This is a genomic window from Coprococcus sp. RTP21428st1_C9_RTP21428_210409, assembly GCF_040227395.1.
Classification (GTDB): Bacteria; Bacillota; Clostridia; order Lachnospirales; family Lachnospiraceae; genus Coprococcus; species Coprococcus aceti.
Window position 1 is genome coordinate 35,376 of record NZ_JBEHVV010000012.1, and the last position, 15,079, is coordinate 50,454.

The 15,079-nt window shown below is 46.2% G+C and carries 12 protein-coding genes and 2 tRNA genes; 13 read left to right on the plus strand and 1 reads right to left on the minus strand.

All coding sequences use genetic code 11. The features are described 5' to 3' along the window. Complete coding sequence (locus ABUA34_RS04125; RefSeq protein WP_015534824.1) at positions 1-456, plus strand: 23S rRNA (pseudouridine(1915)-N(3))-methyltransferase RlmH; 456 nt, start codon at positions 1-3, stop codon at positions 454-456. Between the two features lie 6 nt (positions 457-462). On the opposite strand, the gene ABUA34_RS04130 is transcribed toward ABUA34_RS04125, so the two are convergent. Then, positions 463-861 carry a 23S rRNA (pseudouridine(1915)-N(3))-methyltransferase RlmH gene (locus tag ABUA34_RS04130; RefSeq protein WP_015534825.1) on the minus strand — a complete coding sequence of 133 codons (399 nt, stop codon included), beginning with the start codon at positions 859-861 and terminating at the stop codon, positions 463-465. A 122-nt stretch (positions 862-983) separates the two neighbouring features. On the opposite strand from ABUA34_RS04130, the gene ABUA34_RS04135 reads away from it, so the two are divergent. The 12 genes from ABUA34_RS04135 (at position 984) to ABUA34_RS04190 (ending at position 15,077) form a co-directional block, all read left to right on the plus strand. Beyond that, positions 984-1,796: a Cof-type HAD-IIB family hydrolase gene (locus tag ABUA34_RS04135; RefSeq protein ID WP_022216777.1), complete on the plus strand. Its 813-nt coding sequence runs from the start codon at positions 984-986 to the stop codon at positions 1,794-1,796. Positions 1,797-1,916: 120 nt separating this feature from the next. Beyond that, positions 1,917-3,329 carry an LCP family protein gene (locus ABUA34_RS04140; RefSeq protein WP_022216776.1) on the plus strand — a complete coding sequence of 471 codons (1,413 nt, stop codon included), beginning with the start codon at positions 1,917-1,919 and terminating at the stop codon, positions 3,327-3,329. Between the two features lie 250 nt (positions 3,330-3,579). After that, the gene (pyrH, locus tag ABUA34_RS04145; protein ID WP_055145001.1) at positions 3,580-4,278 is read left to right on the plus strand and encodes a UMP kinase; all 699 of its coding nucleotides are present in this window, start codon (positions 3,580-3,582) and stop codon (positions 4,276-4,278) included. 45 nt (positions 4,279-4,323) lie between these two features. Beyond that, the gene (gene frr / locus ABUA34_RS04150; protein WP_015534829.1) at positions 4,324-4,869 is read left to right on the plus strand and encodes a ribosome recycling factor; all 546 of its coding nucleotides are present in this window, start codon (positions 4,324-4,326) and stop codon (positions 4,867-4,869) included. 45 nt (positions 4,870-4,914) lie between these two features. Then, a complete protein-coding gene (uppS, locus tag ABUA34_RS04155) occupies positions 4,915-5,643 on the plus strand; it encodes an undecaprenyl pyrophosphate synthase (protein ID WP_055224115.1) in 729 nt (242 codons plus the stop codon). A gap of 21 nt (positions 5,644-5,664) precedes the next feature. After that, a complete protein-coding gene (locus tag ABUA34_RS04160; protein WP_055224113.1) occupies positions 5,665-6,462 on the plus strand; it encodes a phosphatidate cytidylyltransferase in 798 nt (265 codons plus the stop codon). 92 nt (positions 6,463-6,554) lie between these two features. Then, complete coding sequence (dxr, locus tag ABUA34_RS04165) at positions 6,555-7,697, plus strand: 1-deoxy-D-xylulose-5-phosphate reductoisomerase (RefSeq protein ID WP_055280012.1); 1,143 nt, start codon at positions 6,555-6,557, stop codon at positions 7,695-7,697. 1 nt (position 7,698) lies between these two features. Beyond that, positions 7,699-8,796, plus strand: coding sequence for a M50 family metallopeptidase (locus ABUA34_RS04170; RefSeq protein WP_055144682.1), 1,098 nt, complete (start codon positions 7,699-7,701; stop codon positions 8,794-8,796). A gap of 58 nt (positions 8,797-8,854) precedes the next feature. After that, complete coding sequence (ispG, locus tag ABUA34_RS04175; protein WP_022216771.1) at positions 8,855-9,904, plus strand: flavodoxin-dependent (E)-4-hydroxy-3-methylbut-2-enyl-diphosphate synthase; 1,050 nt, start codon at positions 8,855-8,857, stop codon at positions 9,902-9,904. Between the two features lie 47 nt (positions 9,905-9,951). Then, positions 9,952-14,763, plus strand: a complete 4,812-nt coding sequence (locus tag ABUA34_RS04180; RefSeq protein WP_349818416.1) for a PolC-type DNA polymerase III — start codon at positions 9,952-9,954, stop codon at positions 14,761-14,763. 129 nt (positions 14,764-14,892) lie between these two features. Next, positions 14,893-14,964: transfer RNA gene (locus ABUA34_RS04185), tRNA-Glu, on the plus strand. A 41-nt stretch (positions 14,965-15,005) separates the two neighbouring features. Continuing rightward, positions 15,006-15,077 (plus strand) — tRNA-Glu (locus ABUA34_RS04190). Positions 15,078-15,079 lie beyond the last annotated feature (2 nt).

The window sequence follows — 15,079 nt, forward strand, 5'->3', positions numbered from 1 at the left end:
ATGATATACAGGATTGCCTGCGTCGGCAGGATAAAGGAACAGCATTTTACGCAGATGTTAAATGAATATAAGAAGGAGATCGACAAGAGAGGGCGTCTGGAGATATGCGAGGTTCCTGACGAGAGGATACCTCAGAAGGCTGGCGACAAGGTAAATGCCATGATCATTGAGGCCGAGGCGGACAGGCTGAGACATGTGATCGGGAGAGACGACTATGTTATCGCACTGTGTATAGAAGGAAAGAAGACGACCACGGAAGGACTTGCCGATCAGGTCCGCAGGGCATCGGAGCGCGGACATGACACGGTTACATTTGTGATAGGGGGATCTCTTGGACTTGCTGCAGATATAGTGAGGAGGGCTGATTACAGGATGAGCGTGTCGGATATGACATTTCCGCATCAGCTCATAAGGGTGACGCTGGCGGAGCAGCTTGCGATCATAAGCCGGAGCTGACAGGGATTATTTGTGGTAGGTTATGTTGTTCAGGATAGTGTATGCCCTGTAGGTCTGCTCGGACAGCAGGAGGGCAGTCATCTCGGCGGACGGCTGTACTGAACAGAGAGAGAAATTTTCCATATCAGCTGTGAGTGATTCATCGTACCCTATGTAGAAGTTTATCTTTGAGGTACCGCTTGAAGTCAGACTGTTGATGCGGGCTGCGTAGTCCTCAGATGAGATGGTATCGGAGCCGGATATGCAGTAGTTTGTGGTGTTTTTCCCTGAGGTGCATTTAATTTTCCCTGCAACACATACTATAGACAGAGTACAGTATGGAGAAAGTCTCTTGACGTACTCGGCGATGGCTTTCTGATACAAAGGGTTGATTTTTTTCTGATTAACGTATATGTTTATATCCATGTGATTTCTCCTAAAGTCAGAAATGGGCGGCAGGATGGCATAACGGCATCCTAACTCTGACATTATATAGCATCAAGGAGAAAATATATAGCAAATTATGTTATAACATTATGGAGGATAAAATGAGTAAAAAATTACTGGCACTTGATATTGACGGAACGCTGACAAATACTCAGAAGGATATTACTCCGGCAACGCTGGAGAAAATAATAGAGGCACAGGAGAAGGGGAATATCGTTGCGATAGCATCGGGACGTCCACTGCCTGGAATAAGGAAGATAGCAGACACCATAGAGCTTGACAGATTTGGCGGATATGTGCTTGCTTTCAACGGCGGAAGGATCGTCGATTACAGTACCGGTGAGGTGGTATATCAGGCTGTGCTTGACAATGATGTGGTGAGGGATATATATGATTACTGTCTGAAAGCGGGCTGCGGAATGGTGACATACGATGGAGACCGAGTTATAACCGGAACTGATATAGACGGATACATGACATTTGAGGCAAGTATCAATCATATGGAGATCATGAGGATAGATAACTTCAGGGAATATATCGATTTCCCTCTCAACAAATGTCTTCTTACCGCAGATCCTGACAAGGCGGAGAAGATAGAGCAGGAGCTTGCAGAAAAGTTCGGTGATCAGCTTAACATATTCCGCTCGGAGCCATATTTTGTGGAGATCATGCCGCCAAATGTTCACAAGGCAACATCCCTTGAGAAGCTTCTTGAGGTCCTTGATATGGACAGAAAGGATCTTGTGGCGTGCGGTGACGGATATAATGACCTCACGATGATAGAGTATGCCGGTGTGGGAGTCGCCATGGCAAATGCACAGGACATAGTGAAGGAACATGCCGATTATATAACATTGTCAAATGACGAGGACGGACTTGTGCCGGTGGTGGACAAGTTTATCCTGGCTGACTGATCAAGTATAAAAAATGTGTGAATTATGTGTATCCCGTTGAATTGATGAGATATTTGTAGTAAAATGTATTGTTATATGAGTTAAATTTTGACAGATACATTCGATATTTAGGAGAAAAATATGGGAAATAAAATGAGTGGTCATGATGACGATGATATGAAGCGTGTTAAGGGCAGATATGCCGGAGAGATGCTTTTTGACGATGAAGATGATTATGATGACGATGCCGACGATTATTCAGATGATCATGGCAGAACCGGTATTGCAAAGGATGATTATTCCGACAGCGCATTTGGACCGGGCGCAGATGATGAAGAGGATGCGGCATCAGAAGAGGAAGCTTATACATCGGATGATGAATATTATGAAGATGAATATGCGGAAGAAGAGCAGGATATGAAGGATCAGAAGAGAAAGAAAAAGAACAGAGTATGGGGAATCATACTTGCAATCGAGGTTGTTGCAGCCATAGTCATAGGAGTTCTGTTTGTGAAGGCGTACATCAACAACACATATAACAAGATGCAGTACAAAGAGCTGAAGGACACTCATATAAATGAGGATCTGGATGAAGAAACAGTCAAGAAGATGACAGGATACACCAACATCGCATTGTTTGGTATAGATACCAGAGATGCAGGCATGGTTGACGAAGGAGTGCGTTCAGACAGTATAATCATCTGTAGCATCAACAATGATACACAGGAGGTCAAGCTTCTCTCACTGTACAGAGATACTTACCTTGAGCTCTGTAATGACAGCCAGTCATACGAGAAGGCAGCTCATGCATACGCATACGGCGGAGCACAGGGCGCTGTCAATATGATAAATAAGAACCTTGACCTGAATATAACAGATTACGTTGCAGTCAATTTCACAGCCCTCACAGAAGCCATCGATGCCCTGGGTGGAATTGATATAGAGCTGAAGGAGGAGGAGCTTTATAAGCTCAACCAGTGTATTGACGAGCAGATGGGTGTAAATGGTATTTATTCAGATTATGTATATGACACAGGTGTCGTTCATCTGAACGGTGTGCAGGCTACAGCCTACTCCAGAATCAGAAGTACAGATGAGGGTGATATAACAAGAACATGGAGACAGAGAACAGTTATCTCCAAGATGATAGAGGCGGCAAAGACAGCAGGAATCTCCAAGCTGCTTGATTGTATCAACGTGGTTGTGGATGATGTTGCATCAAGCCTTACAGAGGAAGAGATCATTGATATGGCAAAATCCTGCTTCAACTACAAGCTGTCTACTACAACAGGATTCCCGTTTACCATCGCCAGTCCTACCATGGATGAGGTGAGCTATGTCGTTGCCTGTGATCTCGCAACGAATGCCACAGCACTTCACAGATTCCTGTTCGACGACATGAATTATACACCGTCAGCTACCGTACAGAATATAAGCTACAACATCATCAATGATTCAGGCTGTGAGAATCAGCTCGATCTTGATACATTTACAGTTCAGGATGATGTGGATTCCATTGTATCGACGGAGTCAGATTATTCTGATGGCTATTGATGATATCTGGGATCTGAAAGCAGGATGTCGGGTGACATATAACAGAAATAAGCATAACAGCAAGGCACATATCATATGCACGTGTACACAGTGATATGTGCCTTTCTTTTTTACTTTGAAATGTAAAGGGTATGTGCTATAATGAATCAGGTCGTCAGGCAGATGTCTGCATGGGTTATCATGCCAGGATATGACGATATATAATATGAATAATAAAATATGAACACAAAGGATGGATCGCGATATGAAGATGGACAGAATTCTGCTCAAGATGAGCGGTGAAGCTCTTGCCGGTGATAAGAAACATGGTTTTGACGAGGAGACAGTCAGAGATGTGTCCAATCAGGTAAAGCAGATAGTAGACAAGGGAATACAGGTATGTGTAGTAATAGGAGGAGGAAACTTCTGGAGAGGAAGAACCTCAGACAACATGGACAGAGTTAAGGCGGATTCCATAGGAATGTTGGCAACTGTCATGAACTGTATCTACACAGCGGACAGCTTCAGAAGCTGCGGAATAAAGACACACATCATGACACCATTTGTATGTGGTAATATGACTGAGCTTTTTGACAAGGACAAGGCAATCGCATATATGGAGCAGGGAGATGTCGTATTTTTTGCAGGTGGAATCGGCCATCCATATTTCTCAACAGATATGGCGACAGTGCTTATGGCAATAGAGGTTCAGGCAGATGTCATTCTTTCAGGTAAGGCCATCGATGGAGTATATGACAGTGATCCTAAGACCAATCCGAACGCTAAGAAGTATGATAGCATGAAGATGAGCGATATAGTAGACAACAAGCTCGGAGTAATAGATCTTGCCTCAGCAGTTCTTGCCATGGAGAACAAGATGCCTATGATGCTGTTTGGCCTGAATGATGAGAACAGCATAGTGAAAGCCGTTACAGGCGGTTTCACCGGAACATATGTGAATGCGGAATAAAAGGGAAAATAATAAGAAAAATATATAATCCAGGAGGAATGAATCATGTTAACACAGTACGAAGAGAAGATGCAGAAGTCAGTTGAGAATCTTGAGGCTGAGTATGCTACCATCAGAGCAGGAAGAGCGAACCCTAACATCCTCAACAAGATCAAGGTTGAGTATTATGGAGTTCCAACACCTATGCAGCAGCTTGCAAATATAACTGTTCCAGAGGCCAGAACACTGGTCATCGCACCATGGGAGCCATCACTTGTCAAGGAGATAGAGAAGGCTATCATGAATTCTGATCTTGGAATCACACCTAACAACGATGGAAGAAACATCATCCTCAACTTCCCAGAGCTCACAGAGGACAGAAGAAAAGAGCTCGTCAAGGATATCAAGAAGAAGGGTGAGGGCGCAAAGGTCGCTATAAGAAATATCAGACGTGATGCCAACGATGCCATCAAGAAGATGGAGAAGAACGGAGACATAAGCGAGGACGAGCTCAAGGACAACGAGGACAAGATCCAGAAGCTCACAGATAAGTACGTTGGTCAGATCGACAAGGCTGTTGAGTCAAAATCCAAGGAGATCATGACAGTATAATAATCATGGATATGATGTATCCCTCAAATGGAATGCGGAGAGAATATGAAGAGAGAAATTAACGGAGAATTACTTAATGTGCCGGAGCACGTGGCTGTGATCATGGATGGAAATGGCAGATGGGCAAAGAAGAGATTTCTTCCCAGAAACTATGGACACGCAGAGGGTGCGAAGGCTCTAGAGGCTATATGTGAAAATTGCGATAAGCTTGGAATAAAGTATCTTACAGTGTATGCTTTTTCCACGGAGAACTGGAAGAGGTCTGTTGAGGAAGTCACAGGTATCATGAATCTTTTCAGAAAGTACCTGGTTGACAGTATAGAGAGATCTAACAACTCCAACATGAAGGTTAACCTCATAGGTAAGCGAGAGGGCCTCCCGGAGGATATAGTTCAGAAGATGGATGAGCTGGAGAGGGAGACTGCGGGGAATACAGGACTTCAGTTCCATATAGCGATAAACTACGGTGGACGTGATGAGATTGTCAGGGCGGTGAAGAAGATCATGAAGGATGCCGATGCGGGAAAGATCAGTGCGGATGACATTGACGAGAGCCTGTTTGCGGAATATCTCGACACAAAGGGTGTGCCTGATCCTGATCTGCTAATAAGGACAAGCGGTGAGGAGAGAACATCCAACTTCCTCCCATGGCAGCTTGCATATTCTGAGTTTTATTTCACAGATACACTGTGGCCTGATTTTGACATGGATTCTCTGATAGAAGCCGTGAGGTACTACAATAAGAGAGAGAGAAGATTCGGAGATGCAAAATAGTTATCCGGAGGATATTAGTTAATGAAACAGAGAGTGATAAGTGGTGCGGTTCTGGTAGTGATACTGGCCATCACATTATATTTTGGAGGGATAGTAACATGCGGCCTTATGGCTCTGGTATCCCTTGTGGGCAATATGGAGCTGCTCAGAGTATACGGAGTGAACAAGAAGACTCCGGGAATCGTGTGTTACCTGGCGACAGTTCTGTATTATATAGCCATATACCTGGATCGTATGGACATTATTGTTCCTATGATGGTCGTATATTTATTGGTTATGCTTGCTGTGTATGTGCTGACATTCCCAACATACAGCGATAAACAGATCATGGCGGCATTTATGGATTTCTTCTATGTAAGTGTCATGCTGTCATTTGTATATCTCATAAGAAACATGGAGCATGGACTGGTACTTGTCCTGCTGATATTTGTCAGCTCATGGATAAATGATACATGTGCTTACTTCGTGGGAAGAGCCCTCGGAAAGCACAAGATGGCACCTGTGCTCAGCCCTAAGAAGAGCATAGAGGGTCTTATCGGCGGTATCGTTGGAGCAGGTGTATTCGGAGCAGTGTTTGGCATATTGTTTGATAAGTATGTAGACACCATGAACTATGCGCCATTACTTTTTGCAGTTGTCGGCGCTGTCGGTGCACTTCCGGCGGTTATTGGAGATCTGGCAGCATCTGCGATAAAGAGAAATAACGACATCAAGGACTACGGAAAGCTGATTCCGGGTCACGGAGGAATATTGGACAGATTTGACAGCATAATATTTACAGCACCGATAATTTATTATCTGCTTGTATATCTGCTGTAGGATACATGATGGGCAGTGCCCAGTGGGTTCACTGGATACTGCCTATTATATTCGGATAGATGATCCGGTAAATCCGGATACAGGAGGATAACATGAAGAATGTAGCGATAATTGGCTCTACAGGTTCAATTGGAACACAGACCCTTGAGATAGTTAGGGTTCAGGAAGATCTGAATATAGTGGCGCTTGCCGCCGGAAGTAATATAGAGCTCCTGGAAAAACAGGCGAGGGAGTTTTCGCCTGAGGTTGTTGGAATATGGAGCGAAGAGAATGCTGCGAGACTCAGAGAGTGCCTTGCGGACACTGACATAAGAGTTGTTGCGGGCATGGACGGATTGATAGAGATAGCAGAGCTTTCGTCATCAGACATCCTTGTCACGGCAATAGTTGGCATGATCGGAATAAGACCGACTATAGCAGCCATAAATGCGGGAAAGGACATAGCACTTGCCAATAAAGAGACTCTGGTGACAGCGGGACATATCATCATGCCGCTGGCGGCGGAGAAGAATGTAGCGATACTGCCTGTTGACAGCGAACATTCCGCTATATTCCAGTCCCTTCAGGGAAATGTGCACGGCGATGTGGAGAAGATACTGCTCACAGCGTCAGGTGGGCCTTTCAGGGGAAAGGATACCGCATTTCTTGAGAATGTTCAGGTGGAGGATGCGCTCAAGCATCCAAACTGGAGTATGGGAAGAAAGATAACAATAGATTCAGCAACCATGGTCAACAAGGGACTTGAGGTTATAGAGGCAAAGTGGCTCTTTGATGTGAAGCCGGAGAATATCCAGGTGGTAGTCCAGCCACAGAGCATAATCCACTCGATGGTTGAGTACAGGGATGGCGCAGTCATAGCACAGCTTGGAACTCCGGACATGAAGCTTCCGATACAGTACGCTTTGTGTTATCCGGAGAGAAGATACATGGCCGGTGACAGACTGAACTTCTGGACTATGAACTCGATTCTTCTTGAGAAGCCGGACATGGATACATTTAAGGGATTAAAGTATGCGTATTCTGCCATAGCAGATGGCGGTTCAATGCCGACTGTATTCAATGCGGCAAATGAGTGCGCAGTGTCAAAATTCCTTGACAGGAAGATACGCTTCCTCGATATATACAGGATAATAGAGGAGTGTATGGCGAGTCATACAGTTATAGAAAACCCTGACGTGTCACAGATACTTGACACTGAGCGCTGGGTATATGATTTTGTAGAAAGCAGGTGGTAGATTGAACATAATTCTCATAATTCTAGTATTTGGTGTGATAATATTTTTTCATGAGCTTGGACATTTTATTGTCGCAAAGATCAATCATATATCGGTAATTGAGTTTTCCATGGGACTTGGCCCAAAACTCTTCTCGTTTACCAAGAAGGATACACAGTATTCACTGAGACTCATACCTCTGGGCGGTTATTGTATGCTGCTAAGCGAAGGCGAGGAAGGTCATGAGGATGACGAGAACGCATTTGAGAAGAAGTCTATATGGGTGCGTATGGCGGAGGTTCTTGCCGGTCCGTTCATGAACATAGTTATAGCATTTATCTTTTCAGCGGTCATAATCCACTTCTGTGGTACAGATCCTGCGACTATCGGCAGGGTGTACGACAGCGAGATGGCGAAGGAAAGCGAGTATGCGGATGTTGTCAAGGAGTTCAATGGAGTTTATCCTGCGGAGCAGGCCGGGATAGAGGATGGAGATACCGTCCTTGAGATCGGCGGAAGCAAGATCAAGAATTTCAGGGAGCTTCAGATATATCTTGAGATATACGGGGACGGTTCTCCTATAGACCTCAAGATGCAGAAGAAGGATGGCACGGTGTACGATACGACTGTATATCCGGTGGAGACAAGTGCAGGTTATAAGGTGGGAATCGTAAGCTGCGGTTATGTCTTGCCACAGAATTTTGGCGAGCTGATGAAGTATTCTGCCTATGAGGTCAGATACTGGGTCAAGGCCACGTTCCTGAGCCTTAAGCTCATAGTCACCAGACAGGTCAGCTCAGATGAGGTGTCCGGCCCTGTGGGTGTGGCAAAGTCCATGAACGATACGTTCAATGAGGCTGCAAAGGTCGATGTCCTTACGGTTCTCCTCAACTGGATGAACTATATAGTGCTTCTCTCGGCCAACCTTGGAATCATGAATATGCTTCCGATACCGGGACTTGACGGAGGACGTTTCCTGTTCCTGCTGATCGAGCTTATAACCAGGCGGAAGGTTCCGAAGGACAAGGAAAACATAGTCACATTTGTGGGATTTGTGCTGGTCATGATCCTCATGGTCGTAATATTGTTCAATGATATAAAGAATGTATTTTTCAGTTAAAGACAATTAAAGAAGGAGGAAAGGCGCCAGTGCTTATGTACTGGCGCTGTGAGTATATATGAAGACAAGAGAGATCCACATAGGTGACAGGGTTATAGGCGGAGGCAATCCGATACTTATACAGTCCATGACCAACACAAAGACGAGCGATGTGGAGGCTACGGTTGCACAGATACTCCAGCTTGAGAAGGCCGGATGTGACATAATCAGATGTACGATAAACGATGAGGCTGCAGCAGATGCAATCCCGGCTATAAAGAAACAGATCCACATTCCGCTTGTGGGCGACATACATTTTGACTACAGGCTTGCCATAAAGGCCATAGAAAATGGTGTGGACAAGATCAGGATAAATCCGGGAAATATCGGAGGACAGGAGAAGCTGGCAAAGGTAGTCGAGGCTGCCAGAAAGAGAAATATTCCTATAAGGGTCGGTGTAAACAGTGGTTCTCTGGAGAAGAATCTCGTGGAGAAGTACGGCGGAGTGACCGCAGAGGGAATAGTTGAGAGCGCTCTTGACAAGGTGCGCATGATCGAGGAGCTTGACTATCACAACATAGTCATAAGCATCAAGTCGTCTGATGTTATGATGTGCGTGAGAGCCCATGAGCTCATCGCGGACAAGACAGATTACCCTCTGCATGTGGGAATCACAGAGTCAGGAACCGTCACAAGAGGAAATATCAAATCATCGGTGGGACTTGGAATCATACTCCATGAGGGAATAGGCGATACGATAAGAGTGTCCCTGACAGGAGATCCGGTGGATGAGATCCTGTCGGCAAAGCTTATTCTCAAGGCTCTTGGACTCAGAAAGGGCGGAGTAGAGCTTGTGTCATGTCCGACCTGTGGACGTACTGAGATTGACCTTATCGGACTTGCAAACAAGGTTGAAAAGCTTGTGTCAGACTATGACCATCTCAATATTAAAGTCGCAGTTATGGGGTGTGTGGTGAACGGCCCGGGAGAGGCTAAGGAGGCAGACCTTGGTATTGCAGGAGGCAAGGGCTGCGGACTGCTCATCAAAAAGGGTGAGATAGTTGGCAAACTCAGTGAGGATGAATTTATACCGGCGCTGAAGCGCGAGTTAGATAATTGGAGTGAATAGGATTGAACAACGAAGATCGTATTTGGGAACAAGAGAATATAGATCAGATGTATGCCGATGAGATGCAGACTCAGATGGATTATGAAGCCCAGATGGCTGAACAGGAGATGTATGAGAGCCAGATGTATGCTGATATGCAGCAGGAGAGCGCATCGTACACCCAGGCGGATGTTCACGACTCGGACTGGCATATCGCAGATGATATGGAGGAAGATGCCGAGGACGAAGACGTGGTCAGTGATGGCTCTGCAACGGCGGTTTCAGATGCCGGAAATGAGCAGGCGGAGCTCTTCATGACGGTGTTCCCCGGAGTGGAGATGACTAAGGAGCTTGCAGGTCTGTTCACCGAGGTGTATGTGACAAAAGTCACGATATATGACAGTAAAAATATCCTGCAGGTTGACATAAGATCGAGACATATAATAAGCAGACCGAATATAGAAAAGGCGGAGGAGTGTATCCGTAAGTTTGTATTTGGCAATAAAAGGTATACGGTCCAGATACGGGAACACTATACACTTTCTACACAGTACAATCTCGAAGCAATAGTCAAAGCATATCAGGACAGCATACTTTACGATATAAGATCATTCAGCAATGTGGGCTACAGGCTTATATCCAGATCGATAGGAGAACTGTACTGTGACGGAGACGCGATAACCATAGCTATAGAGGACAGTAAGATAGCGCATATACACGCTGAGAAAATAAAGGCGTATATGGAGGAGATGTTCCAGGAGAGATTTGACCTGAATGTCAATGTTGCATTTGAGTACAGTGAGGCGGACAAGGAGAAGCTGAGGAGAGCCAGTGCACTTGTTGAGCAGCAGAAGATAGATGCCATATTGAACAACCTCAGGGATCATGGCGACATCATCGTGGATGGAAAGGCCGTGGACAAGGATAAGCTCGGAGTGTCGAAGAAGGAAGATAAGAAGAGCGAGGGACACAAGCCTGATGAGAAGAAGGCTGCTCCTGCATCCTCCGGCGGCGATTCAGGCCAGAAAAATGGCGGTGAAAAGGAGAAGTTCGGAAGAAGGCGAAGATATTCAGATGATCCAGAGGTGTTCATAGGAAGAGATGTGGAGGGCAAGCTGCTTGAGATATCCAGCATCAACGATGGTATCGGAGAGGTCGTCATCCACGGACAGATCATGAGCACTGAGGAGAGAGAGCTCCGAAATGGCAAGATCATACTGACGGGATATATAACAGATTTCACAGACACCATAGGCTTCAAGATGTTCTGCAGTCCTGAGGATATGGAGGTCTACCGCGAGGAGATACAGAAGGGTAAGTTCTATAGGATGAAGGGCCTTGCCGAGTTCGACTCGTATGCCAAGGAGGTTATGATATGCCGAGTGCTCGGTATGAAGCACATTCAGGACTTCCGTGTACCTCGTATGGATACATATCCTGAGAAGCGTGTCGAGCTTCACATGCATACCAAGATGAGCGAGATGGACAGCGTGGTCGATATAGAGACCATCGTGAAGCGTGCCAGCGACTGGGGACACCCTGCCATAGCGATCACGGATCACGGTGTTGTTCAGGCTTTCCCTATAGCAAACCATACAAAGGGACTCAGAAAAGATTTCAAGATCATATATGGTGTCGAGGGTTACTTTGTCGATGACCTGAAGGATCTGGTCAAGAACTCAAGGAATCAGAGCCTTGATTCGGAATACGTGGTATTTGATATAGAGACAACGGGACTTTCCAAGAAGCACAACAAGATCATAGAGATCGGTGCGGTCAAGGTGAAGGACGGAGAGGTCGTAGATACATTCTCGGAGTTTATAAATCCGGGTGTGCCTATCCCATACCAGATAGAACAGCTCACATCCATCAATGATGATATGGTAAAGGATGCGCCGATGTTCGATGTGATCGTGCCGAGATTTGTGGAGTTCTGCGGTGACGATATCGTGGTTGCCCACAATGCGTCATTTGATACGGGATTTGTGAGAATGAATGCGGAGGAGCTTGGACTTAAGTTCGACAACACGGTTCTGGATACCATGACGCTCAGCCATATACTTCTGCCGGAGCTTGGAAAATTCACTCTGGACAGAGTGTGTAAGGAACTCAAAGTCGTGAATGCGCATCACCACAGAGCCATAGACGATGCGGAGGCCACGGCGAAAGTATTCTTCAAGCTACTCGACATGCTGAAGGAGAGAGATGTTAAGACCATGGATGATCTAAATGTCCTTGGAAGCACCTCACCTGATGCGATCAAAAAGGATAAGACATATCACGGAATCATCCTGGCAAAGAACGAGATAGGAAGAGTCAATCTGTACAGGCTCATATCTGAGTCTCATCTGACATATTTTGCGCGAAGGCCGCGTATGCCGATGAGTCTCATCAACAAATACAGAGAGGGTCTGATAATAGGCTCTGCCTGTGAGGCGGGAGAGCTGTTCCGTGCCATAGTTGATGATGCGTCGGATGAGGAGATAGTGAGACTGGTCAACTGGTTTGACTACCTTGAGATACAGCCGCTTGGCAACAATGAATTCATGACGAGGGATACAAGGAATCCAAAGACCATGGACGATCTGATCGGATACAACAAGAGGATCGTGGAGCTCGGAGAGATGTTCAACAAGCCAGTGGTCGCAACCTGTGATGTGCATTTCCTTGATCCTGAGGATTATATATACAGGGCGATCATCATGAAGAGCAAGGGCTTTGACGATGCTGATATGCAGCCACCGCTGTATTTCCGTACCACGGAGGAGATGCTGGCAGAGTTCCAGTATCTTGGAAGTGACAAGGCCAAGGAGGTCGTCATCACAAACACGAATATGATAGCGGACATGATAGAGAGGATAGAGCCGGTCAGACCGGACAAGGCGCCTCCTATCATCGAGAATTCGGATCAGACACTTACGGATATATGTTATACCAAGGCACATGAGATATATGGCCCAGACCTGCCACCTCAGGTTCAGGAGAGACTTGACAGGGAGCTGCACTCCATCATTTCAAATGGATTTGCGGTTATGTACATCATCGCACAGAAGCTTGTGTGGGATTCCAATGACCACGGATATCTGGTTGGTTCCCGAGGTTCGGTTGGATCTTCATTTGTCGCAACAATGGCCGGTATCACGGAGGTAAATCCGCTGTCGGCTCACTATATCTGTCCGAAATGCCACTTTGTGGATTTTGATTCAGAGCTTGTAAAGTCGTATTCGGGAATGAGCGGATGTGATATGCCGGACAGAGACTGTCCGAATTGTGGAACACCGCTTATAAAGGAAGGACACGATATACCATTCGAGACATTCCTTGGATTCAACGGAGACAAGGAGCCTGATATCGATCTGAACTTCTCGGGTGAGTATCAGTCGAAGGCACATGCATACACCGAGGTACTCTTCGGCAAGGGCAAGGCATTCAAGGCGGGAACCGTAGGTGGTGTTGCGGAAAAGACAGCATTTGGTTATGTGTATAATTACTTCAAGGATCACTCCAAGGAGGATCTCATGGCGGAGGCCAAGGCGTCCGGAATGGATGAGAAGGCCGCGAAGAAGTACGCTGAGGAGAATGCAACGGTCACAAAGAGAAGATGCGAGATGGAGCGTCTGGCCCTGGGATGTACCGGTGTCAGGAGAACCACGGGGCAGCATCCGGGTGGTATGATAGTCCTTCCGAGACATGAGGAGATATATTCATTTACACCTATACAGCACCCGGCAAATGATGTGACGTCGGATATTATCACATCGCACTTTGAGTACCATTCAATCGATCATAACCTGCTGAAGCTTGATATTCTCGGCCATGATGATCCGACTATGATAAGGCGTCTGGAGGATCTGACGGGACTTGATGCCACAAAGATAAGACTTGATGACAAGGATGTCATGGAATTGTTTCACAGCACAAAGTCGCTGGGGATCACACCGGAGGATATCAATGGGATACCTCTTGGAAGCCTGGGGGTGCCGGAGTTCGGAACAGACTTTGCTATGCAGATGCTTATAGATGCCAAGCCGACATGTTTCTCAGATCTTGTGCGAATAGCGGGTCTGGCGCATGGAACCGATGTATGGCTGGGCAACGCGCAGGAGCTCATCAAGTCGGGCAAGTGTACCATATCGACAGCCATTTGTTGTCGTGACGATATTATGGTTTATCTGATACACATGGGACTTGATGCCGGACTTGCCTTCAATATCATGGAGAAAGTCCGTAAAGGAATAGTTGCCAAGGGCAAATGTGACAAATGGGATGACTGGAAGGCGGAGATGGCTGCCCACGGAGTACCGGACTGGTACGTATGGTCATGTCAGAAGATCAAGTACATGTTCCCGAAGGCCCATGCGGCGGCCTATGTCATGATGGCGTGGAGAATTGCCTGGTTCAAGGTCAATTATCCGCTTGAATACTATACAGCATTCTTCAGTATCAGAGCTGATGACTTCAGCTATGAGATGATGTGCTTTGGCAAGGAGAGAGTTCTCTTCCATATCAATGAGATAAGCAAGGTGGACAAGAACAAGAGATCAGCCAAGGACGAGGGCAAGCTCAAGGATCTGAAGATAGTTCTCGAGATGTACGCAAGAGGCTACGACTTTGTTCCAATAGATATATACAAGGCAAAGGCTGACAGGTTCCAGATAATAGACGGCAAGATCATGCCATCCTTCGCATCCATAGAAGGAATGGGAGAGAAGGCTGCACAGCAGCTCTACGATGCCGCCCAGAAGGGGCCGTTCCTCTCCAAGGAGGAGATCAATGAGCGTGCAAAGATCGGCAAGGGAACCATCGAGAAGATGAGTGAACTTGGAATCCTGGACGGAATGCCGGAGACAAATCAGCTTTCGCTGTTTGACTTTATGTAGGCTGGCGGAACAAATTAAGTCAATAATCTGAAAAAAGTTTGCAATTTTATAAAAAAGTGCTTGCATTCTGCTTTCGTTTCTGTTATATTAAACAGGTCGCAAGCGAAGCGGCAGGATACAAGCACTTATGGTTCGTTGGTCAAGCGGCTAAGACGTCGCCCTCTCACGGCGAAAACAGGGGTTCGATTCCCCTACGAACTGCTAAGAATCGAAAGATTCAATAATTAGATAACAAGACCTATGGTTCGTTGGTCAAGCGGCTAAGACGTCGCCCTCTCACGGCGAAAACAGGGGTTCGATTCCCCTACGAACTGCT